This window comes from Streptomyces sp. NPDC002896 (assembly GCF_040295225.1).
Lineage (GTDB): Bacteria > Actinomycetota > Actinomycetes > Streptomycetales > Streptomycetaceae > Streptomyces.
In genome coordinates this window covers 296,885-319,681 of the sequence record NZ_JBEOVA010000006.1, presented here as the reverse complement: position 1 = coordinate 319,681, position 22,797 = coordinate 296,885, and the positions used below count along the sequence as shown (strand labels likewise).

General features: G+C 71.7%; 24 protein-coding genes and 1 pseudogene. 19 read left to right on the top strand and 6 right to left on the bottom strand.

The annotated features are described in order from the left end of the window. Positions 1 to 4: 4 nt before the first annotated feature. The 4 genes from ABT009_RS13040 (at position 5) to ABT009_RS13025 (ending at position 5,322) form a co-directional block, all read left to right on the top strand. Positions 5 to 1,987, top strand: a complete 1,983-nt coding sequence (locus ABT009_RS13040; RefSeq protein ID WP_351292686.1) for a S9 family peptidase — start codon at positions 5 to 7, stop codon at positions 1,985 to 1,987. 31 nt (positions 1,988 to 2,018) lie between these two features. Beyond that, on the top strand, positions 2,019 to 2,942 hold the full coding sequence (locus ABT009_RS13035; protein WP_351292684.1) for a S66 peptidase family protein: 924 nt from the start codon (positions 2,019 to 2,021) through the stop codon (positions 2,940 to 2,942). Positions 2,943 to 3,128: 186 nt separating this feature from the next. Then, complete coding sequence (locus ABT009_RS13030) at positions 3,129 to 4,943, top strand: CocE/NonD family hydrolase (protein WP_502989868.1); 1,815 nt, start codon at positions 3,129 to 3,131, stop codon at positions 4,941 to 4,943. Positions 4,944 to 5,079: 136 nt separating this feature from the next. Further along, entirely contained in the window at positions 5,080 to 5,322 is a 243-nt protein-coding gene (locus tag ABT009_RS13025) for a lipopolysaccharide assembly protein LapA domain-containing protein (protein WP_351292682.1), read from the top strand. A gap of 42 nt (positions 5,323 to 5,364) precedes the next feature. On the opposite strand, the gene ABT009_RS13020 is transcribed toward ABT009_RS13025, so the two are convergent. Further along, positions 5,365 to 5,973, bottom strand: a complete 609-nt coding sequence (locus tag ABT009_RS13020) for a histidine phosphatase family protein (RefSeq protein WP_351292680.1) — start codon at positions 5,971 to 5,973, stop codon at positions 5,365 to 5,367. 298 nt (positions 5,974 to 6,271) lie between these two features. On the opposite strand from ABT009_RS13020, the gene ABT009_RS13015 reads away from it, so the two are divergent. Beyond that, entirely contained in the window at positions 6,272 to 6,937 is a 666-nt protein-coding gene (locus tag ABT009_RS13015; protein ID WP_351292678.1) for a response regulator, read from the top strand. Further along, the gene (locus ABT009_RS13010) at positions 6,934 to 8,037 is read left to right on the top strand and encodes a sensor histidine kinase (RefSeq protein WP_351292676.1); all 1,104 of its coding nucleotides are present in this window, start codon (positions 6,934 to 6,936) and stop codon (positions 8,035 to 8,037) included. Before ABT009_RS13015 ends, ABT009_RS13010 begins: the two co-directional genes overlap by 4 nt. A 96-nt stretch (positions 8,038 to 8,133) precedes the next feature. Here the strand turns inward: ABT009_RS13010 and ABT009_RS13005 are convergent, their stop codons facing one another. Beyond that, positions 8,134 to 9,099: an aldo/keto reductase gene (locus tag ABT009_RS13005; protein WP_351292972.1), complete on the bottom strand. Its 966-nt coding sequence runs from the start codon at positions 9,097 to 9,099 to the stop codon at positions 8,134 to 8,136. Between the two features lie 212 nt (positions 9,100 to 9,311). Here ABT009_RS13005 and ABT009_RS13000 point away from each other — a divergent pair, with 212 nt between their 5' ends. The 3 genes from ABT009_RS13000 (at position 9,312) to ABT009_RS12990 (ending at position 11,671) form a co-directional block, all read left to right on the top strand. Continuing rightward, positions 9,312 to 10,739, top strand: a complete 1,428-nt coding sequence (locus ABT009_RS13000) for a cytochrome P450 family protein (protein WP_351292674.1) — start codon at positions 9,312 to 9,314, stop codon at positions 10,737 to 10,739. Positions 10,740 to 10,756: 17 nt separating this feature from the next. Continuing rightward, positions 10,757 to 11,368, top strand: coding sequence for a GNAT family N-acetyltransferase (locus ABT009_RS12995; RefSeq protein ID WP_351292673.1), 612 nt, complete (start codon positions 10,757 to 10,759; stop codon positions 11,366 to 11,368). A gap of 69 nt (positions 11,369 to 11,437) precedes the next feature. Further along, complete coding sequence (locus ABT009_RS12990; RefSeq protein ID WP_351292671.1) at positions 11,438 to 11,671, top strand: DUF5709 domain-containing protein; 234 nt, start codon at positions 11,438 to 11,440, stop codon at positions 11,669 to 11,671. 22 nt (positions 11,672 to 11,693) lie between these two features. On the opposite strand, the gene ABT009_RS12985 is transcribed toward ABT009_RS12990, so the two are convergent. Beyond that, the gene (locus tag ABT009_RS12985; protein ID WP_351292669.1) at positions 11,694 to 12,047 is read right to left on the bottom strand and encodes a VOC family protein; all 354 of its coding nucleotides are present in this window, start codon (positions 12,045 to 12,047) and stop codon (positions 11,694 to 11,696) included. A 116-nt stretch (positions 12,048 to 12,163) separates the two neighbouring features. Continuing rightward, entirely contained in the window at positions 12,164 to 12,718 is a 555-nt protein-coding gene (locus tag ABT009_RS12980) for a hemerythrin domain-containing protein (protein WP_351292667.1), read from the bottom strand. An 86-nt stretch (positions 12,719 to 12,804) separates the two neighbouring features. On the opposite strand from ABT009_RS12980, the gene ABT009_RS12975 reads away from it, so the two are divergent. Together ABT009_RS12975 and ABT009_RS12970 are read left to right on the top strand one after the other, a co-directional pair. Next, a complete protein-coding gene (locus tag ABT009_RS12975; protein ID WP_351292665.1) occupies positions 12,805 to 13,299 on the top strand; it encodes a phage holin family protein in 495 nt (164 codons plus the stop codon). Between the two features lie 6 nt (positions 13,300 to 13,305). Beyond that, complete coding sequence (locus tag ABT009_RS12970) at positions 13,306 to 14,361, top strand: SDR family oxidoreductase (protein ID WP_351292663.1); 1,056 nt, start codon at positions 13,306 to 13,308, stop codon at positions 14,359 to 14,361. On the opposite strand, the gene ABT009_RS12965 is transcribed toward ABT009_RS12970, so the two are convergent. Together ABT009_RS12965 and ABT009_RS12960 are read right to left on the bottom strand one after the other, a co-directional pair. After that, the gene (locus tag ABT009_RS12965; RefSeq protein WP_351292661.1) at positions 14,337 to 14,660 is read right to left on the bottom strand and encodes a hypothetical protein; all 324 of its coding nucleotides are present in this window, start codon (positions 14,658 to 14,660) and stop codon (positions 14,337 to 14,339) included. The genes ABT009_RS12970 and ABT009_RS12965 overlap by 25 nt on opposite strands. Before the next feature lie 114 nt (positions 14,661 to 14,774). Next, on the bottom strand, positions 14,775 to 15,734 hold the full coding sequence (locus tag ABT009_RS12960) for an LLM class F420-dependent oxidoreductase (protein WP_351292659.1): 960 nt from the start codon (positions 15,732 to 15,734) through the stop codon (positions 14,775 to 14,777). Positions 15,735 to 15,982: 248 nt separating this feature from the next. On the opposite strand from ABT009_RS12960, the gene ABT009_RS12955 reads away from it, so the two are divergent. The 8 genes and pseudogenes from ABT009_RS12955 to ABT009_RS12920 all read left to right on the top strand — a co-directional run. Next, entirely contained in the window at positions 15,983 to 17,326 is a 1,344-nt protein-coding gene (locus ABT009_RS12955; protein WP_351292657.1) for an NAD(P)/FAD-dependent oxidoreductase, read from the top strand. After that, positions 17,304 to 19,160, top strand: coding sequence for a transketolase (locus ABT009_RS12950; protein WP_351292655.1), 1,857 nt, complete (start codon positions 17,304 to 17,306; stop codon positions 19,158 to 19,160). Before ABT009_RS12955 ends, ABT009_RS12950 begins: the two co-directional genes overlap by 23 nt. A gap of 88 nt (positions 19,161 to 19,248) precedes the next feature. After that, positions 19,249 to 20,217, top strand: a complete 969-nt coding sequence (ligD, locus tag ABT009_RS12945) for a non-homologous end-joining DNA ligase (RefSeq protein WP_351292653.1) — start codon at positions 19,249 to 19,251, stop codon at positions 20,215 to 20,217. Positions 20,218 to 20,282: 65 nt separating this feature from the next. Beyond that, positions 20,283 to 20,597: a gas vesicle protein GvpO gene (locus ABT009_RS12940; RefSeq protein ID WP_351292651.1), complete on the top strand. Its 315-nt coding sequence runs from the start codon at positions 20,283 to 20,285 to the stop codon at positions 20,595 to 20,597. Positions 20,598 to 20,651: 54 nt separating this feature from the next. Continuing rightward, positions 20,652 to 21,098: a gas vesicle protein GvpJ gene (gene gvpJ / locus ABT009_RS12935; RefSeq protein ID WP_351292649.1), complete on the top strand. Its 447-nt coding sequence runs from the start codon at positions 20,652 to 20,654 to the stop codon at positions 21,096 to 21,098. Beyond that, entirely contained in the window at positions 21,095 to 21,862 is a 768-nt protein-coding gene (locus ABT009_RS12930) for a GvpL/GvpF family gas vesicle protein (protein ID WP_351292647.1), read from the top strand. Before gvpJ ends, ABT009_RS12930 begins: the two co-directional genes overlap by 4 nt. A gap of 34 nt (positions 21,863 to 21,896) precedes the next feature. Further along, positions 21,897 to 22,154 carry a gas vesicle protein GvpG gene (locus tag ABT009_RS12925; RefSeq protein WP_351292645.1) on the top strand — a complete coding sequence of 86 codons (258 nt, stop codon included), beginning with the start codon at positions 21,897 to 21,899 and terminating at the stop codon, positions 22,152 to 22,154. A 10-nt stretch (positions 22,155 to 22,164) separates the two neighbouring features. Then, positions 22,165 to 22,485, top strand: a pseudogene (locus ABT009_RS12920) (gas vesicle protein); the annotation flags it as partial. Between the last annotated feature and the right edge of the window lie 312 nt (positions 22,486 to 22,797).

Genomic DNA, 22,797 nt, shown 5'->3' with positions numbered 1-22,797 from the left:
GGAGATGGTGGAGACCCGGCCGTACGGATCGTGGTCGTCGCCGATCGGCGCGGACCTGGCCGCCGCGCACGACGGGCAGCCCGAGTACGTGGGCTGGGTCGGAGCCGAGGCATGGTGGACCGAGCCGCGGCCCGAGGAGGGCGGACGGCGCACGCTGGTACGGCGGCGGGCCGGAGGCCGCGAGGAGTCGGTGCTGCCCGCCCCGTGGAACGTACGCAGCCGCGTCATCGAGTACGGCGGGCGGCCATGGGCCGCCGCCGAGCGTCCAGAAGGACCCCTGCTGGTGTTCGTGAACTTCGCGGACCAGCGTCTGTACGCCTACGAGCCCGACGATTCCGGCGCCGAGCCGCGCCCGCTCACGCCCCTCTCACCGGTGGGTGGCGGCCTGCGCTGGGCCGATCCGAGCCTGCACCTTGAGCGGGGCGAGGTCTGGTGCGTACTGGAGGAGTTCACCGGGGACGGGCCGGCCGATGTGCGGCGGGTCATCGCCGCGGTGCCGCTCGACGGCTCGGCCGCCCAGGACCGCGCCGCCGTGCGGGAACTTTCCGACGCCCGGCACCGGTTCGTCAGCGGTCCCCGCCTCTCGCCCGACGGCACGCGCGCCGCGTGGCTGGCCTGGGACCATCCCCGGATGCCGTGGGACGGGACGGAGATCCTGCTCGCGGATGTCACCGCGGAGGGGACATTCGGGGAGCCGGTGTCTGTCGCGGGCGGCCCCGAGGAGTCCATCCCGCAGGTGGAGTGGGCCGCCGACGGGCGGCTGCTGTTCGCGAGCGACCGTTCCGGCTGGTGGAACCTGTACCGGGCAGCCCCCGACGGCAGCGGCGCCACCCCGCTCTGCCCGCGCGACGAGGAGTTCGGAGGGGCGCTGTGGAAAATCGGCCTGCGGTGGTTCGCGCCGCTCGACAGCGGCCTGATCGCCGTCGCCCACGGCCGGGGCGCCACCGCCCTCGGCGTGCTCGACCCGGAGACCGGTGAGGTTGTCGATACGGCAGGCCCCTGGACCGAGTGGGCACCGACCCTCTCCGCGCACGACACCCGCGTCCTCGGCGTCGCCGCCAGCCCCCGCAGTTCGTACGAGGTCGTGGAGCTGGACACCGGCACCGGCCACGCGCGGGTGATCGGTGCCGCGCACGACGACCCGGTGGACCCCACGTACTACCCGGAACCGCAGATCCGCACCTTCACCGGGCCCGACGGCCGCGACATCCACGCCCACGTCTATCCGCCCCACCACCCCGGTCTTGTCGCGCCCGGCAACGAACTGCCGCCCTACGTGGTGTGGGCGCACGGCGGCCCCACCGGCCGCGCCCCGCTCGTCCTCGACCTGGAGATCGCCTACTTCACGTCACGCGGCATCGGCGTCGCGGAGGTCAACTACGGCGGCTCCACCGGGCACGGGCGGGAGTACCGCAACCGGCTGCGCGAACAGTGGGGCGTCGTCGACGTCGAGGACTGCGCGGCCGTCGCCCTCGCCCTCGCCGACGAGGGCACCGCGGACCGGGACCGGCTCGCGATCCGCGGCGGCAGCGCGGGCGGCTGGACCACGGCCGTCTCCCTGACCAGCACGGATGTCTACCGCTGCGGCACCATCATCTACCCGGTTCTCGACCTCGAAGGGTGGGCCTCGGGGGAGACCCACGACTTCGAGTCCCAGTACCTGGAGTCGCTGATCGGGCCGCTCGCCGACGTGCCCGGCCGGTACGCGGAGCGGTCCCCGTTGGAGCACTCCGACCGGATCACCGCGCCCTTCCTCCTGCTGCAGGGACTGGACGACGTGATCTGCCCGCCCGCGCAGTGCGAGCGGTTCCTCGCCCGGATGGAGGGGCGGAGCGTCCCCCACGCGTACATCGCGTTCGAGGGCGAGGGGCACGGGTTCCGGCGCGCCGACACCATGATCCGCGCCCTCGAGTCCGAACTCTCCCTGTACGCCCAGGCCTTCGGCCTGGACATGCCCGGCATACCGACCCTGGAGCTCAGCAAGTGAACCGTCCCGCAGCTGATACGGAGTCCGCCGCGTGATCCCTCTGACGCGTCCTGCCCGGCTCTCCCCTGGTGCCCGTGTCGCCGTCGTCGCGCCCAGCGGGCCAGTGCCCGAGGAGCGGCTGGGGGCAGGTCTGGACATCCTGCGGGCCTGGGACCTGGACGTCGTCGTGGGGCCTCATGTCCTGGACCGACACCGGGAGTTCGCCTACCTCGCGGGCACGGACGAGGACCGCGCCGCCGACCTGCAGAACGCCTGGTGCGATCCCTCCGTGGACGCGGTGCTGTGCGCCCGCGGCGGCTACGGCGTCCAGCGCATGGTGGACCTGCTCGACTGGGACGCGATGCGTGCCGCGGGCCCCAAGGTGTTCCTCGGGTTCAGCGACATCACGGCGCTGCACGAGGCGTTCGCGGCACGGACGGGGCTCGTCACCCTGCACGGGCCGATGGTCGCGGGCGTCGACTTCCTCAAGAGCACGAGGGCGCAGGAGCATCTGCGGGCCACGCTCTTCGAGCCCGAGCGCGTGCAGACGATCTCCTCGCCCGGCGCGGCCCTGGTGCCAGGACGCGCGCACGGCATCACCCTCGGCGGCTGCGTCAGCCTGCTCGCCGCCGACCTCGGCACACCGTTCGCGCGACGCTCAGCGGCCGGCGGCATCCTCATGATCGAGGACATCGGCGAGGAGGCGTACCGCCTCGACCGGATCCTCACGCAGCTGCTGCGCGCCAGCTGGCTGGACGGCGTCGCGGGAATCGCGCTCGGTTCGTGGGTGGAGTGCGGAGCGCCCGAGGAGGTGCGGGCCGTCTTCGCCGACCGGCTGGGCGGGCTCGGGGTGCCGGTGCTGGAGGAGTTCGGATTCGGGCACTGCGAGGGGGCGTTGACGGTTCCGTTCGGGGTGGGGGCCGAACTGGACGCCGACGCGGGGACTCTGGCGCTGGATGTGCCTGCCCTGACGTAACGCGGTCACTTTGGCGTGACTCGGTCCGTGCTCGACCTGAGACACGATTGCTCCACTGAATCTCCGTCAAGAATCCCTCGTTACGGTCGTTGACCCGTCTATGACACGTGTCCGAGCATGACCCGGGCCGGTACTTACCGGTCGGTAGCCGTCCTCAGCGTGGAGGAACCCGTGTCCCGTGCACCCGTGTCCCGTGCCGTGCCCAGATCCCGCGCGTCCCTGTTCCGGCCCCGTTCCCGTACGCCGCTCGCCCTCGCCGTCAGTGCGGCCCTGGCCGCACCGCTCGCGCTCACGGCACCCGCGCCTGCCAGCGCGACCGGCCAATACGCCGTCACGCCGCTGAAGTTCACGGTCCAGGCCGGAGGGCGTGCGTGCACGATCGACGCCGACCTGTACCGGCCTGCCGGGGTGGACAGCAGCCACCCGGCGCCCGCCGTCCTCGCCACCAACGGCTTCGGCGGCAGCAAGGCGGACGGCTCGACGGACGCCATCGGCAAGGCGTTCGCGGCCCGCGGCTATGTCGGTCTCGTCTACTCCGGGCTCGGCTTCGGCAATTCCGGATGTCTCGTCTCGCTCGACGACCCGCGCATCGACGGCCAGGCAGCCTCGGGGCTCGTCGACTTCCTCGCAGGCGAGCGAGCCGCGGACGACGGGACGAAGGCCGACTACGTCACCCAGGACGGCAGCGGCGACCCGCGCGTCGGCATGGTCGGCGGCTCGTACGGCGGCGCGATCCAGATGGCGACCGCCGCAGTGGACCACCGCGTCGACGCCCTCGTCCCGCTGATCACCTGGAACGACCTGGCGTACTCGCTCGACCCGAACAACGCGGTGGGCGCCACCGACGTGCCCGGGGCCTTCAAGTGGCAGTGGACGAACGGCTTCTACCTCATCGGGGAAGGGCAGCCGCTGCTCGTTCCCAGTCTCGATCCATCGCGGATCAACTCGCTCAGCTGCCTGCACTTCGTCAGCGACGCCTGCGAGACGGTCCGCACGCTGAACTCCGGCCGCTACCCCGCCGACGCGACACGGCAGTTGCTCGCATACGCCCGCAGCGTGTCGCCCGTCTCCTATCTGAACCAGGTCAAGGCGCCGACGCTGCTCGTCCAGGGCCAGGCCGACAGTCTCTTCAACCTCAACGAGGCCGAGGCGACGTACCGGACGCTCAAGGCGAACGGCGTCGCGACCAAGATGATCTGGCAGTCCTGGGGCCACAGCGGCGGCCTCACCGACCCGGCGGCCGGTGAGCTCAACCTCAGCCAGGGCAACCTGGACACCAGCTATGTCGGCAGGCGCATCCTCGCGTGGTTCGACCGCTATCTGCAGCACAAGAAGGACGTCGACACCGGACCCGCCCTCGCCTACTACCGCGACTGGATCACCGACCCTGGCGCCACCTACGGCACGGCGACCCAGGTGCCTGCTCTGAACCGGACGCTGTATCTGTCCAGTGACGGCAAGCTCGTCGACAACCGTAAGAAGGTCGCGCGTGGCAGCCGCGTCTACCGCAACTGGCTCACGCCGACCAGCCACTCCGAGAGCTCGCTCGCCGGAGTCGTCGGCGTGACCGACCCCGACCCGTACGACACCAAGGGCACCTACCTCGGCTGGACCAGCGAACCGCTGACGGAGGCCGTCGATGTCGTGGGCGCGCCCAGGGCCACCCTCAAGGTCGTCTCACCCGCGACCGAGCGCGTGCAGAACTCGGCCGACGCGGCGGACAAGCTCGTGCTCTTCGCCAAGCTGTACGACGTCGCCCCCGACGGCACCAGGTCCCTGGTGCACCGTCTCGTGGCGCCGGTGCGGGTCCCGGACGTCACCAGGAGCTTCACCGTGACCCTGCCGGGCATCGTGCACCGTTACGAGAAGGGGCACCGCGTCGAGTTCGTCGTCGCGGCGAGCGACGACGCGTACTTCGGCAACAAGGGCATCAAGCCGGTCACCGTGACCAGCTCTCCCGACGACACCGGCGTGCTCCAGCTGCCGGTCGTACGCGGCTGACCGCACCCGCACGGGGCCGGGGCCACCGGTATGGTCCCGGCCCCACTCCGGGGGAACGTCCACCGCGCGGTAACCCCGGCCGGCCGTCCATGCTGGTCGGGGAAGCCGGACGACCCTCCGACGGAAGGGGCCACTCATGAGCCCGAAGCTCTCCACGGGCGGTGGCACACGCGCTTCGCGCGGCTCGGCGGTGACGGCCGGCAGGATCGCCGTCGTCGTGCTCGCCGTCCTCGCCCTCGTCTTCATATTCCAGAACACCCAGAGCACCACGATCCGCGTGCTGATCCCCGAGGTGATCATGCCGCTGTGGCTGGCGCTGCTCAGCACGGCCGTCATCGGCGCCCTCTGCGGGGCCCTGTTCCTCAGCAGGCGCCGATGAGGCCGCAGGAGGCGCCGATGAGCCTCAGGAATGCCGTGAGCCTCAGGAGGCGCTGACGACCGCGTCGGTCGCCCGGCGCCCGCCGGTCACGTAGCGCAGGACCGGATCGATCCGGATGTGCCGGCAGCCGCTGCTCGGCGTGAGGCAGACCGTGGACAGGGCCGGTACGTCGAGATGCCGGAAGGCTCGTGTCGGCGCGCCCTGGGCATGGAGCAGCAGCGCGCGGATGGCAGCTTCGTCGGCGATGACCAGTGCGTGTCCCGTGTCGGGATCCACGCTGTTCAGCCAGTTCGCCGTCCGGCGGCAGAGCCCGCGTACGGACTCGCCTCCGTGTGGCGCGGCATCGGGGTCTGTGAGCCATGTGTGGAACCCGTAGGGGTCGTCGGCGACCACGTCGTCGACGGTGCGGCCGTACCACTCTCCGTAGTCGAGGTCGCGCAGCGCGCGTTCGACGGTGGTCTCCAGACCGAGGGCGTCGGCGAGCTGCGCACAGCGGGCCGATGGCGCACGGACGGCCGGTGAGTACAGAGGGAGCGATCGGACGGCGCGCGCCTCGAGCAGGGCGCGTTCGTTCAGAGCACCGTCGCCGAAGATCGCATCCCTTGTGGCGTCCCAGGTGCTCGCACACAGAAGTGTCAGGCGGACCGCCATATGGCTGACCTCCTTCCCGGCCCGGCATGGTGCCGGGTGGTCGGGGCGGAGCGGTGTGCCCGGGCCAAGGGGTGTCGCCCCGGACGGCACGGCCCCTGATGCGTCGTGCGTCATGTCCTCAAGGGTCGGCGAAGCGTGTGGCTTCAACCATCCGGCAGGTGTCCGGAACCGCCCCCGCCGACTGGCTGCCCCGGTCCCGCCGCCCGGCCGGACCCGGTGTCGGGCAGCCGCGGGGCGCCCCGCCGCGTGGTACGAATCGGAGAGTGGTCCGACGGCGAAGACGGCGAGTGGAGCACACGTGGTCCGGGTAGTGGTGGTCGACGACGAGGCCCTGATCCGTACGGGCTTCCAGCACATCCTCGACGCGGCGGACGACATCGAGGTCGTCGCGGCGGTGGCCGGCGGCCAGGCCGTCCAGACCGTGCAGGAGACGCGCCCCGACGTCGTGCTGCTGGACATCAGGATGCCGGACGTGGACGGGCTCACCGTCCTCGCCGACCTCCGTCGCCTGCCCGAGCCTCCGGTGGTGGCCATGCTCACGACATTCGACATGGACGAGTACGTGGAGACGGCACTCCGCTCGGGCGCCGCCGGGTTCCTGCTCAAGGACACCGACCCCGAGGAGCTGCCGTTCCTGGTGCGCGCCCTCGCCGACGGCGGCACCGTACTGTCGTCCAAGGTCACCCGGACGGTCGTGGACGGCTTCCTCGGGGCGGGCGGCCAGGAGGCCGCGGCCAGGGGCCTCGACCGGCTGACCGACCGCGAGCGGGACGTGCTGATCCTCGTCGCCGAGGGGCTGTCCAACACGGACATCGCCGCCCGGATGCATCTGAGCACCGGCACGGTCAAGGACCATGTGAGCGCCATCCTCACCAAGCTGGGGGTGGGCGGCCGCGTCCAGGCGGCCCTGCTCGCCGAACGGGCCGGCCTCCTCAGGCCGCCGCGTGACGAGGAGGCGGAATGATCCCTCGCCGCCTGACCACCCCGCTGCGGGACGCCCTACTCGTCGCCGCAGCGCTGGTGGACGTCTGGGTCAACGTCGACCCCGCAGAGTCGCTGCGCATGGGCGTCGCCCTCGCCGCCGCCTTCGCGCTTCTGCTGCGCCGGCACGTGCCGCTGCTCACCTTCCTGCTCACGCTTCCCTCCGTCATGCTCTCCGACGCGATCTTCGCCGCGCTGGCCGCGCTGTTCACGCTCGCCTCGCTCAGCCGCAACCGCATTCTGCTGGCCGTCTGCGCCCTGGCGTTCACGTTCGGCGATATGACCTCGTGGCCGTCGCCGAAGCTGGACCTCTTCCACCCGCCGACGCTGATCACCCTGGGCTACACCCTGGCGACAGCGGCGGCGCCCGTCTTCCTGGGCCAGCTCGTCCAGGTCCGGCGTGACCTGTCGCTGAAGCTGGCCGAGATCTCCGAGGCGCGTGACCATGAGCGGCTGCTGACCGCCCAGGCCGTGCTGGCGAAGGAGCGCGCGCAGCTCGCGCGCGAGATGCACGACGTGGTCTCCCACCAGGTCAGCCTGATCGCCGTGCGGGCCGGAGCACTCCAGGTCGGCACGCGGGACGCGGAAGCCAAGGAGGCCGCGGCGACGATCCGGCGGCTGAGTGTGCAGACCCTGGACGAGCTGCGGCACATGGTCAGCGTCCTGCGCGACTCGGGGGGCCGCCTGACGGAGCTGACTCCGCAGCCGGCGCTGGCCGATCTCCAGCGGCTGGTCGACGGCAGCGGCATCGAGGCCGAGCTGGTGACGGACCTGCCCGGCAGCCCTCCGCAGACCGTTCAGCGCGCCATCTACCGCACCGTCCAGGAAGCGCTGACCAACGTGCGCAAGCACGCCCCCGGCGCCACCGCGACGGTCCGCATCGCCCACGAGGACGGCGCCGTCCGCGTCACCGTCACCAACACGGCACCGACCCGGCCCCCGTTTCCCCTGCCCAGTGCGCGCTACGGCCTGGTCGGTCTGCGGCAGCGGGCCGCACTCCTCGGCGGCACCGTCACCTCAGGACCGACGGCCGACGGCGGCTACGAGCTGCGCCTGGAGCTGCCGGCCGAGGGCACGGCGTGACCGGGGAGCCCGCGCCCGACGGCGGCGGCAGCCACGGATTCAGGCGGCAGTCACGGAATCAGGCGGCAGCCACGGATTCAGGCGGCAGTCATGGACTCAGGCGTAGAAGTTGCGCTGCCACCGGTGCTTGGCCAGTACCGCGAGCTGGTCGGCGGTGAGCGGGCGCCCGTCGCTCAGGGCCGTGTTGCGCTCCACGTTGCGTACGGTGCGCATGCCGGGGATGACGGTGGAGACCGCCGGCGAACTCAGCACGAACCGCAACGCGTACTCCGCGATCTCGTCCGGGGCGATGCCGAGGTCGGCGACGATCGCGGCCACCCGCTGTTCGACCTGTGCCGGGCGGTCGTCGCGGAAGTAGTGGTTGCGCCAGTCGCCCTCGGGGAACGTCGTACCGGCGGTGATCCGGCCGGTGAGACCGCCCTCGTCCAGCGCCACCCGCACGATGACGCCGACGCCGTGCTCCTCGCAGGCCGGCAGCAGCGCGTCGCCGGGGGCCTGGTCGAAGATGTTGTAGATGACCTGCACGCTGTCCACGACGCCGCTGCGTACGAGCGCGAGTGCGTTGTCGGGCTGGTGGTCGTTGATCGAGACGCCGAACAGGCGGATCTTCCCCTCCTGCTTCAGCTCGGCGACCGTCTCCAGCCAGTCGCCGCGGCCGACCCACTCATCGCTCCAGACATGGAACTGCACTACGTCGAAGTGGTCCAGGCCGCTCGCGCGCAGACTGGTCTCCAGACTTGCGCGGATGTGGTCGCCCGGAAACGTCTCGGCCGGGTCCAGGCCGTCGGGCGCCGGCCAGACGCCGTTCTTCGGCGGCACCTTGGTCGCGACGCGCACCTCGTCGCCGGCCCGCTCCCGGACCACGCGGCCGACGATGCGCTCGCTCTCGCCGTAACCGCGGGCGGTGTCGATGAAGTTCAGGCCGAGGTCGATGGCGCGGTGCAGGGCGCGCACGGACTCGTCCTCCGAGGCACCCACCCAGGCGGACTCGCCGATACCCCACGCGCCGTAACCGATCTCCGACACGGACAATCCACTACGTCCCAGCTCGCGGTAGCGCACCGTCATCCTCCACGTCATGGTCCTCGGCCCGGCGGGGCCGGGGCTTCCGGCAGGAAGCGCGTCGACGATAGGCGACAAGGGCGGCGGGGGCACAAGGGTTTTGCGGCGTCCTCATGAGTACGGTTCCGCCCGGATCCCCCGGAAGCATCCGGAAGGTAACCGTGTCGTCACGATCGTTTTCCTACGGGCCTTCGGTCCGGTATGCCTGTCGCATGCCTTCTCAACCGTATTTCGGATCAGGCGGATCAGGCTCGCGCTTCGGCGGCCCGCCGCTGGAATCGCTGCCCGTCGAGCCGTTGCTGACGCGGGACTTCGAGGCCAGGCCGGATGCGGTGTACGACCGGCTGCGCCGCCTGCACGGGCCGGTGGCGCCGGTGGGTCTGCTGGGCGTGCCGGCCTGGCTGGTGCTGGGGTACGGCGAGGCGCTGGAGGTCCTGCAGAACGAGCGGTTGTGGAAGCGCGACATACGCCACTGGCGGGCGCGCGCCGAGGCGCGGTTGCCGGCGGACTGGCCGCTGCGGGCGGGCCAGGAGGTCCGGCACATGATGTTCCTCGACGGCGAGGAACACCGCCTGTCCCGGGGGACTTTCGAGACCGCGCTCAGGCCGTACCAGGACCCGCGCGCGCCGCAGGCCCGGCAGCTCAGAACCGCCGTGCTGAGACACGCCGACGAGCTCATAGGCCTGCTGTCGGGCGGCGGTACCGCGTGGGAAGGCTTCGCCGACCTGTGCTCGCAGTACTCCCGCCCGCTGCCGCTGATGGTCATCAACTCGCTGTACGGCTTCCACACCGACCACGGCGACGAGGTCGTGATGGACATCTGGCGGATGCTCGACGGCGGCCCCGACGCGCACGAGGCGGTCGGCCGGCTGCTGGCGGCCATGACGTCGCTGGCGGCCGCCAAGCAGCAACTGCCCGGCGACGACCTCACCTCACGGATGCTGGCCGCCGACCCCTCGCTCTCGGCGGAGCAGCTCGGCCGCGAACTGTTCATGATCGCCGTCTATCTGTCGGACGTGACGAGCAATCTGATCAGCAACACCGCCCTCGAGGTCATCCGCGGCAACCGGGGCGTACGCGTCAGCCTGTCCGCCGGGCTCATCGGGGAGACCGTCAACCGCGCCGCGATGGCCAACCCGCCGGTCGCCAACATGACCTTCCGCTTCCCCGTGCAGGACGTCTGGATGGGCAACTACTGCCTGCGGGCGGGCGACATCGTCGTCCCCTCCATCGCCGCCGCCCACCGCGACCCGGTCTTCTCCAGTGCGGTCAGCTCCGACGCCACCGTCAGCACCCGTGCCCACCTGGCCTGGGGCGCCGGCCCCCACCAGTGCCCGGGCTCGGCCCGCGAGCTGGCCGGCGTGATCGTGACCACCGCGGTCGGGCGGCTCTTCGAGCGCTTCTCATCGCTCGAACTCACCCTTCCCCCCGACCAGTTGCCCTGGCGTGCCGCCCACATCATCCGCGGCCTGCGTTCCCTGCCGGTCCGCTACGTGTGCAGCGCCGCACCGGAAGGCTCTGTCCGGCCCGCCGGGGCCGCCGGTCCCGCAGCGCCCGCCGCCGAGCCCGAGCCCTCGGTCCCCGACGAACGCCGCAAGCGCTCACCGCTGTGGCGACTGCTCACCTCGCTGCGCCGCTGATCAGTTAGAACTGATCGGTGACGCAATCGACACCTTCGCTCGTTCCCCGCGTACTGAGTACGGACGGCCTCGTGCTGCGGCCCTTCGTAGAGGCCGACGAACCAGCCGTCGCGGAAGCGTTCCACGACCGCGGGATTCTTCACTGGGCCGTCGGCCGGGCGGTCGCGGGGGCGCCCGAGGCCGAACGGGCCGGGATGTGGCTTCGGCTCCGTATTCTCAGCTGGGAGACCGGCAGCGCGGCCTTCGCCGTGACCGACGCATCGGACGGCACCCTGCTCGGCTCCGTGGGCGTCCGCGATGTGAACCGGCTGCCGGACCAGGCCGTCCTCGGCTACTGGGTGACGCCGAAGGCCCGTGGTAGAGGCGTGGCGACACGCGCCTTGGACGCGGCAAGCCGCTGGTCGTTCGCGGCGCCCGAAAAGGGCGGCCTCGGGCTGCACCGCCTCTCGCTCGACCACGCGCTCCTCAACCCGGCTTCGTGCCGGGTCGCGACCAAGGCGGGCTTCCGGCTCGAGGGCACCATGCGGGACTTCTACGTGGACGCGGACGGGCAGCGCCACGACTCCCATCTCCACGCCCGGCTCGCGACCGACAGGAGACCCGGTGCCGTTACGGCCGCCGCGCCGTGAGTACCCCGCTCCGGCCTGGGCACCCGGGAGCCGCACGCACACCCGACCGTACGGAAGGAGGCGGTCGCCGTGACCGCGCCGCACGATCCGCACGATCCGGGAGCAGATCCGGACGTCGACGCCGACTTCGAGCCGGGGCCCGAGGACGAACCAGCCGGCCTGCTCGACGACGAGCCGGATCCCGGTCTTCCGCGGGAGCAGGACGTGTACTCCCAGGAGGGCTCGACCAGTGGCCTCTCGGCGGAGGAGGCGGCGGTGCGGATCAAGCTCGACGAGGACTTCGAGGACGACCAGTTGACGTGACCGGGCGACGTGAGCCGTGAAGCTACATCACGGTGCGCCGGTCCACGTACTCGAAGACCGCCCCGTCCGGGTGCAGGGCTATCAGATTGCGGCCCGCCGGGGTGGCGAGCGGGCCGGCGAGGATGCGGGCGCCCGATGAGCTCAGCACGTCGTGGGCCTCGTCGACGTCCTCCACCGCGATCGTCGCCGACACCTTCCGCAGCACCTCGAGCTCCTGCTCGGGTCCGCTCATCAGCAGGAAACAGCCGACCGCGGCGACCGACACGCCGCCACGGTCGAAGCGGAGCGCTCTGCTGCCCGCTATGCGCTCGTAGAAGGGGACCGAGGCCTCCAGGTCCTCGACGCAGATGCGGAGCGTGGTTCCGAGGATCTCCATACGAGCGAGCCTAGTTGGGGCCGGCCGGAGGCGAGATCGATTCGGGCGATCCTCCCCCAGTGCCTCAAGGGCCTGGGAGGTACCCCCAGGCCGGCCCCTCCTGGCGACGACGCGGCTCAGGAGCCGCTCATCGCCTTCCGGACGGCGTCCCGCGTACGGTCCACGACCGCCGCGACCGGGCCGGCCGCCAGGTTCTTGAGCGCGGTGTCGGTACCCGGGTGCGGGCGCGTGGGCGCGACCGCCTCGGCGGCCTTCACCGCCCTGGCCAGGTTCTCGAGACTGCCCCGGTCCGCGTGCCGGTGGAAGTGCGCGAACTCGTACCGCTCCTCGGCCTCCGCATGGGCGAGCACGTCCTGCCGCAGCGCGGCGAACTCGTCCAGGAACTCAGGCGAATCGGGGTCCATGTCCTCCAGCCGCGACAGCGCCCGCTTGGCCTGCTCCTCCTCCTGGACGCGGTCCCTGACGACCAGTTCACCGCCGTCGATGGCGCCGCGCGCGAAGGGATGCACGACCTCCTCCTCCGCGGTTTCGTGCACCGCGAGCAGGCGGACCAGGTCCAGGAAGGACCGCTTCCGTTCGTCCCCCTTCGTGGCCGCAACCTCGTCGAGCAGCTCGCGGATCCTCGTGTGCTGCTCCTTCAGCAGCTCCACGACGTCGTTGTGCTGGGTCATCCTCTTCCTCCGTGATGGGGTGCGGAGCGCCCCGGGTACCCGTCTGGGCGGCGTTACACGCGAAGGCGCCCGGGTACCCGGGCGCCATGAACCGCTTGGAACATCTGGAACATCTGGACAAGGGCCTGGTCGACGAGCTCGCCCAGGTCGCCCGCGAGACCGTGCGGGACGAACTGCGTGAGCAGAGCAGGAAGCGGCGCCGCACGGCCGCGCTGTACGCGGGGTCGGGGGCCGCGGCGCTGTACGCGGGCGCCGCCGTCGCACTGGCCGTAGGACTCGCCCTCGCCCTCGCCCTGCCCGGCTGGGCGGCCGCCCTGATCACGGGCGCGCTGCTCGCCGTCGCCGCCGTCGTGCTGCGCAACGCGGCACGGCCCTCGGCCACCCGGCCGACCCCGGAGCGCATGGCCGAAGCCGAACGCGCCGGTGAGACGCCCGGCACCTCCTACGGCGTGCCGTCTGTGCCGGTCGTGCCGCCCACGGGCGGTACGGGTGCGCCTCCGGTGCCGCCCATGCCGCCCTCCGTGCCGCCGTCCCCTGGCACCAGCGCGACCGGGCCCGAGGCCCCGCACCACAGGGCGTAGTGAACGATGAGGCTCCGCAGCCGCAGGACCGTCGTGGTGACCGGCGCGAGCGCGGGCGTCGGGCGGGCAGCCGCCCGCGCCTTCGCCGCCAGGGGCGACCGGGTCGCCCTGCTGGCCCGCGGCCGCGACGGGCTCGCCGCGGCCGCCGACGAGGTGCAGCGCGCGGGCGGCGAAGCGCTCGTCGTGCCCGTCGACATGGCGGACCCCAAAGCCGTGGAGGACGCCGCGGAGCAGGTGGAGGAGACGCTGGGGCCGATCGACGTCTGGGTCAACAACGCGTTCGCCGGCGTCTTCGCGCCGTTCATGGAGATCAGCGCGGACGAGTTCCGCCGGGTCACCGAAGTGACGTATCTGGGGTACGTGTCGGGCACGCGGGCCGCCCTGCGCCACATGCTGCCGCGCGACCACGGCACGATCGTCCAGGTCGGCTCCGCGCTCGCCTACCGAGGCATTCCGCTACAGACCGCGTACTGCGGTGCCAAGCACGCCATCCAGGGCTTCAACGAGTCACTGCGCTGCGAACTGGTGCACCAGGGAAGCCGGGTGCGTACGACGATGGTGCAGCTGCCCGCGGTCAACACGCCACAGTTCGACTGGGTCCTGGACAGGCTGCCGCGCCGGGCGCGGCCCGTCGCGCCCGTCTACCAGCCCGAAGTGGCCGCCCGCGCCATCGTCCACGCGGCCGCGCACCCGCGGCGCCGCGAGTACTGGGTGGGTGGCTCCACCGCCGCGACCCTCGTCGCGAACGCGGTCGCACCCGGCGTGCTCGACCGCTATATGGCCCGCACCGGCTACGATGCGCAGCAGTCGCCGGACATGCCGCCGCCCGAGACGGCCAACCTGTGGGCGCCGGCGGACGGGCCGCACGGCCACGACTACGGTGCGCACGGGCGGTTCGACGAGGAGGCGCTTTCCGCCGGGCTGCAGGAGTGGCTGTCCCGTAACCGGGGGCGCGTGGGTATGGGGCTGGCCGTTTGTGCGGCGGCGCTGGCAGGCCGGCGGCTTTCGCGGCTGACGGAGCGCCCTAGCCGCGCTTCTCAGGCGCCGGGCAGCAGCGGCTGATCGGCGAACGTGAACAGCACCCTCGTGATGTCCTCCGGTTCGGCCGTCACCGGGCGGCCGAAGTGGTCGCCGAGTGCGGGGGCGAGGGCGTACAGCCGGATGCGCTCCTCCGGGCTGTACGCGGGGAAGCGCGCCCACCCCTTGTCCGCCAGCTCCTGGGCCATCTGCTGCAGGAAGACGGCCCGGACCCGGCGTTCCTCGTCGGGCGTGAGCGGCGTCCGGTACTCGTCGTCGGACGTGAGTGGCATCGGGCCGTCGTCGTCCGGCAGCAGGCGTACGTTGTACAGGTCGCGGGCCAAGGGTGACTCCGGTCGTCGGGCAGGCCGGCCGGGCACAGCCGGGCAGGGTGAGGGCCGCCGCCATCCTGTCAGGCGGCGGCACCCCGCGGTGAGCCGGGTCAGGGCCGAGCCGCTTCAGCTCCGCTGCAGCTGCGGCAGCACCTTCGTGCGGTAGAAGTCGAAGAACGCCTGCTGGTCGGGGCCGATCTGGTTCACGTAGATGCGGTCGAACCCGGCCTCCTCGAACGCCAGCAGCGCCCGGACGTGCTGCTCGACGTCGTCGCCGCACACCACGTTCTCCGCGACCATCTCGTCGGTGATCAGCGGCGCCAGCTGCTCGAAGTGGCGCGGGCTGGGCAGGACCTGGCCCATCTCGCCGGGCAGCAGCTGGTTCGACCAGAGCCGGCGCACCGTGGCGACCGCGGCGTCCCGATCCGTGCCGTAGCACACCTTCGTACCGCCGAGCACCGGCTTGGCGCCCCCGCCGCCCTTGCGGAACTGGGACACCATCGACTCGTCGGGCGTCATCGTGATGTAGCCGTCGGCCACCCGCGCCGCGAGCGCCGTCGCCCGGGGGCCGAAGCCGGAGACGTCGATGGGTACGGGCTCGTCGGGCACGGTGTACAGGCGTGCGTTCTCCACGGTGTAGTGCTTGCCGTAGTGGTTGACCCACTTGCCCTCGAAGAGCTCCCGCATGACGAGGATCGCCTCCTCGAGCATCTCCAGGCGTTTGTGCGCCGGCGGCCATGCGGCGCCGAGAATGTGCTCGTTGAGCGCCTCGCCGCTGCCGACGCCCAGCCGGAAGTTCCCGCCCGTCATGACCGCGCTCGTCGCGGCGGCCTGGGCGACGACCGCCGGGTGGATCCGCATCGTGGGGCAGGTCACCGCCGTCTCGACCGGCAGCGACACCGCCTCGGCCAGCGCGCCGATCACCGACCACACGAAGGGGCTCTGCCCCTGTGCGTCGTTCCACGGGTGGTAGTGATCGGAGATCCACAACGACTGGAATCCGGCCTGCTCGGCCATCCGCCCCTGCTCCACGAGGGCTGCCGGGCCGAACTCCTCGGCTGCCATGAAGTAGCCGTACTCCGCCATGGCGGGTCACCTCCGGAAGCGCCGCTCGAGGGTCGCGTCCCGGGTAACCACGGCGGCGCGGGCGGAAACCCGGGGCCGCGGCGGGTGCCCGCGACGTTTGCCGACCCCCTGCGGGGGGACGCGGGAAGCGCTGCGGCCGTCGGCCCGTGGCCGCCGCGGCGGACGGCTGCGCCCGCCCGAGCCGGGAGCCGCGCCCCTCAGGGCCGACCCGCCCACCCACTCCCGACAAGACCGTGCCGGAGGCCCCTGTGAGCCGATCCCGAGTCCTGATCGTCGGAGCCGGATTCGCCGGTTACCGGACCGCCCGCACCCTGTCCCGCCTGACCCGCGGCAAGGCCGACATCACCCTGCTCAACCCGACCGACTACTTTCTGTATCTGCCGCTGCTGCCCCAGGTCGCCGCCGGCGTCCTCGAACCGCGGCGGGCCACGGTCTCGCTCACCGGCACCCTGCCGCACGTACGTCTGATGCTGGGCGAGGCCCACGACATCGATCTGGACCGGCGCAGCGTCCGCTATCGCGGTCCGGAGGGCGAGCGCGGCGAGCTGTCGTACGACCGGCTGGTGCTGGCCGTCGGCAGTGTCAACAAGCTGCTGCCCATCCCCGGCGTCGCCGAGCATGCACACGGCTTCCGCGGACTGCCCGAGGCGCTGTACCTGCGCGACCACATCACCCGCCAGATGGAGCTGGCCGAGATCGCCGAGGACCCCGCGATCTGCCGCGCCCGCAGCACCTTCGTCGTGGTCGGTGCCGGCTACACCGGCACCGAGGTCGCCGCGCAAGGGCAGCTGTTCACCGACGACCTGGTGCGCAAGCATCCGCTGCGCAAGGGCATACGCCCCCGCTGGATGCTGCTCGACATCGCGCCCCGCGTGCTGCCCGAGCTCGACCAACGGCTGTCCGACACGGCCGACCGCGTGCTGCGGCAGCGCGGCGTCGACGTCCGCACCCGGACGTCCGTGAAGGAGGCCACGCGGGACGGGGTGCTGCTCGACGACGGCGAGTTCGTGGACACCCGCACCCTCGTCTGGTGTGTCGGCGTACGGCCCGATCCGCTCGTCGGCGACATCGGACGGCCGCTGGAGCGCGGGCGGCTGCTCGTCGACCCGTTCCTCAACGTGCCAGGGCACCCCGAAGTGTTCGCGTGCGGCGACGCGGCCGCCGTGCCCGACCTGTACAACCCCGGGCAGTACACGACGATGACCGCGCAGCACGCCTGGCGGCAGGGCAAGGTCGCCGGCCGCAACGTCGCTGCGTCCCTCGGGGTCGGCGAGCGGCGCGCGTACCGGCACCGCTCCGTCGGCTTCACCGTCGACCTCGGCGGGGTGAAGGCCGCCGCCAACCCCTTCGGCATACCGCTGTCCGGCCCGCTCGCCGGGGCCGTCACCCGCGGCTACCACCTGGCCGCGATGCCCGGCAACCGCGTCCGGGTCGCCGCCGACTGGCTCCTCGACGCCGTGCTGCCGCGCCAGGCGGTGCAACTCGGCCTGGTGCGCTCCTGGTCGGTGCCGCTCGACACCGCGTCGCCGGAACTCGCCCGCCTGCCCGGACCTCCCAAGGAGGAATCGCATGATCACCACGAAGACACGTGAACTGACCGCTCTGGCCCAGCAGTTGCGTGTCGACTCGGTGCGCGCCGCCGCCGCGGCGGGCTCCGGCCATCCCACCTCGTCGATGTCGGCCGCCGACCTGATGGCCGTCCTGCTGGCCCGCCACCTCCGCTACGACTTCGAGCGGCCCGAACACTCCGGCAACGACCGCTTCATCCTCTCCAAGGGCCATGCCTCGCCGCTGCTGTACGCCGCGTACAAGGCCGCCGGGGCGATCAACGAGACGGAACTGCTCACCTTCCGCCGGCTCGGCAGCCGCCTCGAAGGGCATCCGACGCCGCGGCGGCTGCCGTGGGTGGAGGTCGCCACCGGCTCGCTCGGGCAGGGCCTGCCCGTCGGCGTCGGCATGGCGCTGTCCGGCAAGCGGCTCGAGCGGATCGGCTACCGGGTGTGGGTGCTGTGCGGCGACAGCGAGCTCGCCGAGGGCTCCGTCTGGGAGGCGGCCGAGCACGCCGGTTACGAGCACCTGGAAAACCTCACCGCGATCGTCGACGTCAACCGGCTCGGCCAGCGCGGCCCGACGCGGCATCAATGGGACCTGGACGCCTACGCACGCCGCTTCCAGGCCTTCGGCTGGCACACCATCAAGGCCGACGGCCACGACGTCGACGACATCGACCGCGCGTACGCCGAGGCCCGCTCGACCCTCGGGCAGCCCACCGCGATCCTCGCCCGGACCGTGAAGGGCAAGGGCGTCGAGTCCGTCCAGAACCGGGAGGGGCTGCACGGCAAGCCGCTGCCCGAAGCCGATGAGGCCATCGAGGAGCTCGGCGGGGTCCACGACGTACGCGTCGACGTCCAACAGCCGCCGCCCGCACGGATGCTGCACCCGGTTCGCAGCGGCCACCTCGAACTGCCGCGCTTCGAGACCGGCGACAAGGTGGCCACCCGCGACGCGTACGGGCAGGCCCTCGCCGCGCTCGGCACGGCCCGCGGCGACGTGGTGGCGCTGGACGGCGAGGTCAGCGACTCCACGCGCTCCGAGTTCTTCGCCAAGGAGCACCCCGAGCGGTTCTTCGAGTGCTACATCGCCGAACAGCAGATGGTCGCCGCCGCGGTGGGGCTGGCGGCGCGTGGCTGGGTGCCGTACGCGTCGACGTTCGCGGCGTTCTTCACGCGCGCGTACGACTTCATCCGCATGGCCTCGATCAGCGACGCCGATATCAACCTGGCCGGTTCGCACGCCGGGGTCTCCATCGGAGCGGACGGGCCCTCGCAGATGGGTCTCGAGGACCTCGCGATGTTCCGCGCCGTCCACGGCTCCACCGTCCTTTACCCGTGCGACGCCAACCAGACGGCGCATCTCGTCGCGGCGATGGCCGAGCAGCGCGGGGTGAGTTATCTCCGCACGAGCCGGGGTGAGATGCCCGTCATCTACGGGCCCGGCGAGGAGTTCCCCGTGGGCGGCAGCAAGGTGCTGCGGATGTCCGACGCCGATCGGCTGACGGTCGTCGCGGCCGGGGTGACCGTCCATGAGGCGCTTGCCGCCTGCCGGCTGTTGGACCGGGAGGGGATTCCGGTGCGGGTCGTCGACCTGTACTCGGTCAAGCCCGTCGACCGCCGGACGTTGCGCACTGCCGCCGAACGCACGGGGTGTCTGCTCACCGTTGAGGACCATCGGATGGAAGGGGGTCTCGGGGATGCGGTGATGGATGCGTTCGTGGATGGGGGGCCGGTGCCGCGGATGGTGCGGCTTGCGGTGCGGGTGATGCCGGGGTCGGCCACCCCGCAGGAGCAGTTGCATGCCGCGGGTATCGATGCGGAGTCGATTGCTGCGGCGGTGCGGTTGCTGGTGGAGCAGGCCGTTGTGAGGTGATCGCCCTTCGGGCTCGTCCTCAAGCGCCGGACGGGCTTCATCGGTCCACCAGGTGTGCGGGGCAGCGGTCGGGAACGAAGGGAGACCCATGAGCGGCACACGGACGGACGACACCCGTACCGGCCGTACCCGGACCGTGCGGGTCGGCCGCCGCACCGTCGAACTGCACCGCCCGGACAAAGTGCTCTTCCCCGAGGACGGCTACACCAAGGCAGACCTCGTCGACTACTACCGCTCCGTCGCACCCTTCATGCTGCCCCACCTGCGCGACCGTCCCCTGATGCTGGAGCGGTACCCGGACGGGGTGGACGGGTTCCGTTTCATGCAGAAGGACACCCCGGACCACTACCCGGAGTGGATCAGGCGGGTCGAGGTGCCCAAGGAGGGTGGCACCGTGACGCACACCGTGTGCCAGGACACGGCAACGCTGGTGTACCTCGCCGACCAGGCCTGCATCACCCTGCACCGCTGGCAGTCCCGCGTGGGCCGCATCGACCGGCCCGACCGCATGGTCTTCGACCTCGACCCTCCCCCGGTGCCTCAAGGGCCCGGGGGGACCCCCAGGGACGACTTCGCGCCGGTGCGCGAGGCCGCGCGGCTGCTCGGCGAACTGCTCGACGAGCTGAAGCTGCCGTCGGCCTTGATGACCACGGGCTCCCGTGGCCTGCACGTCGTCGTGCCGGTCGGCGGAGACCATGACTTCGACGAGGTGCGCGCGTTCGCCAGGGACGTCGCCGACACCCTTACCGACGCCCACCCGGACCGGCTCACCACCGCCGCCCGCAAGAAGGACCGCGGCGACCGGCTCTATCTCGACGTGCAGCGCAATGGCTACGCACAGACCGCTGTCGTGCCGTACACCGTCCGTGCCCGGCCCGGCGCTCCCGTGGCCGTGCCCATCGCCTGGAGCCAGCTCGACGACCCGGCCGTCGACGCCCGCCACTGGACCATCAAGGACGCCGTGGAGCAGGCCCGCAGCGACCCGTGGGCGGGACTGCCGCGGCGCGGACGCGCGCTCGGGCCGGCCCGGCGCAGGCTGGACGCGCACGGCGGCTGAGGCCTGCACCGGACCCCTCGATGTTTGGCCCCATCCCCACTGGCCACTCGAAACCAGAGGTGGCCATGGGGAACACACCGGACAAGAAGCAACCCGGAACGGCGGAGGACCTGCCGGGTCCGATGGAGGTGCTGCGCAACGCACGCGCCCAGCTGCAGGAGCTCACCGGTATGCCCGCCGAGTCCGTCTCGTCCTTCGAGCGGACCGACGACGGCTGGCGGCTGGAAGTCGAGGTGCTCGAGCTCGAACGAGTGCCCGACACGATGAGCCTGCTGGGGAGCTACGAGGTCGATCTCGACCCACGCGGCGAGCTCATGGGGTACCGGCGCCTCCGCCGCTACGAACGCGGGAGGTCCGACAGATCCGGCGGCGGCCGCTAGACGGCCGCCCAACCCGCGACCGAAACCACAGACGGACAAGGAGGACCGGTCGTCATGACCGTAGTCCCGACAACACAGACCGGAGGCGGAGGCGGCACCAGCGGCCTGTACGACGTCTTGGAGCTCGTCCTCGACCGAGGACTCGTCATCGACGCCTTCGTACGCGTCTCGCTCGTCGGAATTGAAATTCTCAAGATCGATGTGAGGGTCGTCGTCGCGAGTGTCGACACCTATCTGCGCTTCGCGGAGGCCTGCAACCGGCTCGACCTGGAGGCCGGCAAGAAGGCCCGGCCCGGGCTGCCCGAGATGGTGGGACAGGTCACCGAGTCCGGCGCGCGCCGGAAGACGAAGGGGGCGCTGTCCGGCGCCGCCCAGACCGTGCAGGACGCCATCGGTTCGGTCCGCGACAAGGCCGAGGAGGCGGCGGCCGACGCCAGGAGCAGCAGGAGGGCGAAGGAGGGTTCCGAGAAGCGGGTGAAGAGGGAGGAGGAGCAGGAGTGAGCACTTACGTCTACGGCATCGCTCGCCGTGCCGGCCGGTCGCTCCCGGACGGGATGGAAGGCATCGGAGCCCCGCCGCGCCCGGTGCGGATCGTCGCCGAGGGCGATCTCGCCGCGATCGTCAGCGACGCGCCCGAGGGGTTGCGGCCCAAGCGGAGCGACTTGCTCGCCCACCAGAAGGTGCTGAGCGAGGCGGGCGCCGGCGGTCCGGTGCTGCCCATGCGATTCGGCAGCATCGCCACCGACGACGACGCAGTCCGGCATGTGCTTCAGGAGCGTGCCGAACACTACGACGAGCGGCTGAGGTCCCTCGACGGGATGGACGAGTACAACGTCAAGGCCGTGCACAACGAGGAGGCCGTGCTGCACCGCGTCATGGCGGAGAACCCGGAGATCCGCGCCATGACGGAGGCCAACCGCAAGGCGGGCGGCGGGAATTACGAGGACCGGCTGCGGCTCGGGGAGATGGTGGTGGCCGCACTGCAGACGCGGGAGGCCGAGGACGCCGTCGAACTGCAGCACACCCTGGAACCGGTGGCCGAGGCCATCAGCGTCGGCCCGGAGTCCACCGGTTGGGTGGCCAACGTGTCGTTCCTCGTCGACCGCGAATCCGCCGAGCCCTTCCTCGCCGCCGTCGAGGAGGTACGCAAGGCGCATCCGCATCTGGAGCTGCGGGTCAACGGTCCCCTGCCGCCGTACAGCTTCGTCGAGCCCGGACCGTCCGAGCCCGCGGAAGCCGCGGCGTCCACGTCGACGACGGAGTGAGTTCGACGTCCATGACAACGGAGTGGGTGAGCGTATGGGACTGCTGAAGGAGGTCCTGCTGCTGCCCGCCGCCCCCCTGCGCGGCAGCATGTGGGTGATGAGACGGGTGCTCGACGAGGCCGAGCGGCAGTACTACGACCCGACGGTGATACGCAGCGCACTCGCCCGCCTCGAGCAGAAGTTGGAGGCGGGCGAGATCGACGCCGAAGAATTCGACCGGCTCGAGGACGAGCTCCTCGACCGGCTCGAGCAGGCCCAGGCGTATCAGATGCAACGGCCCTTCGGAGAGTGAGCCGACCCTGATGACGACAGCAAGCAGGCTTCCCGAGCCGTACGGGCAGGGGAGCGGGTCCAATCTGGCCGACATCCTGGAGCGCGTGCTCGACAAGGGCATCGTGATCGCCGGCGACATCCGCATCAACCTGCTCGACATCGAGCTGCTCACCGTGAAACTGCGGCTCGTCATCGCCTCCGTCGACAAGGCGAAGGAGATGGGGATCGACTGGTGGGAGACCGACCCCGAGCTCTCCTCCCGCGCCCGCCGCGACGAACTCGCCCGCGAGAACGCGGAGCTCCACGCGCGCGTGGCGGCACTCGAGGAGGCGCGCCGGCCCGAGGAGGCACGCAGGCTTGAGGAGGTTCGCGGGGAGGAGATCCGCGGGTACGAGGGGCGGCGTGCGCCCGAAGAGATCCGCGGATACGAGGACGTTCGCGAGTACGAGGACGGCCGCCGGTACGAGTACGACGACCGCCGCAGGCACGAGGACATGCTCGGGATCGACGACATACGCCGAACCGACGAGATGCACCGGCCCGACGAGATACGCCGGGCCGACGAGGGCCGCCGCCGCTCCGGTGAGCCTCACCGGCCGGCTGAGCCCCGCGGCTCAGACGAGCCACGCCGTTCCGGCGAGGGCCAGCGGCCGGAGAGGGGC

What these genes read in the sequence shown, in the direction of transcription:
- ABT009_RS12925 (WP_351292645.1), top strand. Translation starts at nt 21,897, where the DNA reads ATGGGACTGCTGAAGGAGGTCCTGCTGCTGCCCGCCGCCCCCCTGCGC.
- ABT009_RS12950 (WP_351292655.1), top strand. Translation starts at nt 17,304, where the DNA reads ATGATCACCACGAAGACACGTGAACTGACCGCTCTGGCCCAGCAGTTG.
- ABT009_RS13010 (WP_351292676.1), top strand. Translation starts at nt 6,934, where the DNA reads ATGATCCCTCGCCGCCTGACCACCCCGCTGCGGGACGCCCTACTCGTC.
- ABT009_RS12940 (WP_351292651.1), top strand. Translation starts at nt 20,283, where the DNA reads ATGGGGAACACACCGGACAAGAAGCAACCCGGAACGGCGGAGGACCTG.
- ABT009_RS13000 (WP_351292674.1), top strand. Translation starts at nt 9,312, where the DNA reads ATGCCTTCTCAACCGTATTTCGGATCAGGCGGATCAGGCTCGCGCTTC.
- ABT009_RS12975 (WP_351292665.1), top strand. Translation starts at nt 12,805, where the DNA reads ATGAACCGCTTGGAACATCTGGAACATCTGGACAAGGGCCTGGTCGAC.
- ABT009_RS13025 (WP_351292682.1), top strand. Translation starts at nt 5,080, where the DNA reads ATGAGCCCGAAGCTCTCCACGGGCGGTGGCACACGCGCTTCGCGCGGC.
- ligD (WP_351292653.1), top strand. Translation starts at nt 19,249, where the DNA reads ATGAGCGGCACACGGACGGACGACACCCGTACCGGCCGTACCCGGACC.
- gvpJ (WP_351292649.1), top strand. Translation starts at nt 20,652, where the DNA reads ATGACCGTAGTCCCGACAACACAGACCGGAGGCGGAGGCGGCACCAGC.
- ABT009_RS12985 (WP_351292669.1), bottom strand. Translation starts at nt 12,047, where the DNA reads ATGGAGATCCTCGGAACCACGCTCCGCATCTGCGTCGAGGACCTGGAG.
- ABT009_RS12970 (WP_351292663.1), top strand. Translation starts at nt 13,306, where the DNA reads ATGAGGCTCCGCAGCCGCAGGACCGTCGTGGTGACCGGCGCGAGCGCG.
- ABT009_RS12980 (WP_351292667.1), bottom strand. Translation starts at nt 12,718, where the DNA reads ATGACCCAGCACAACGACGTCGTGGAGCTGCTGAAGGAGCAGCACACG.
- ABT009_RS13040 (WP_351292686.1), top strand. Translation starts at nt 5, where the DNA reads ATGGTGGAGACCCGGCCGTACGGATCGTGGTCGTCGCCGATCGGCGCG.
- ABT009_RS12960 (WP_351292659.1), bottom strand. Translation starts at nt 15,734, where the DNA reads ATGGCGGAGTACGGCTACTTCATGGCAGCCGAGGAGTTCGGCCCGGCA.
- ABT009_RS13020 (WP_351292680.1), bottom strand. Translation starts at nt 5,973, where the DNA reads ATGGCGGTCCGCCTGACACTTCTGTGTGCGAGCACCTGGGACGCCACA.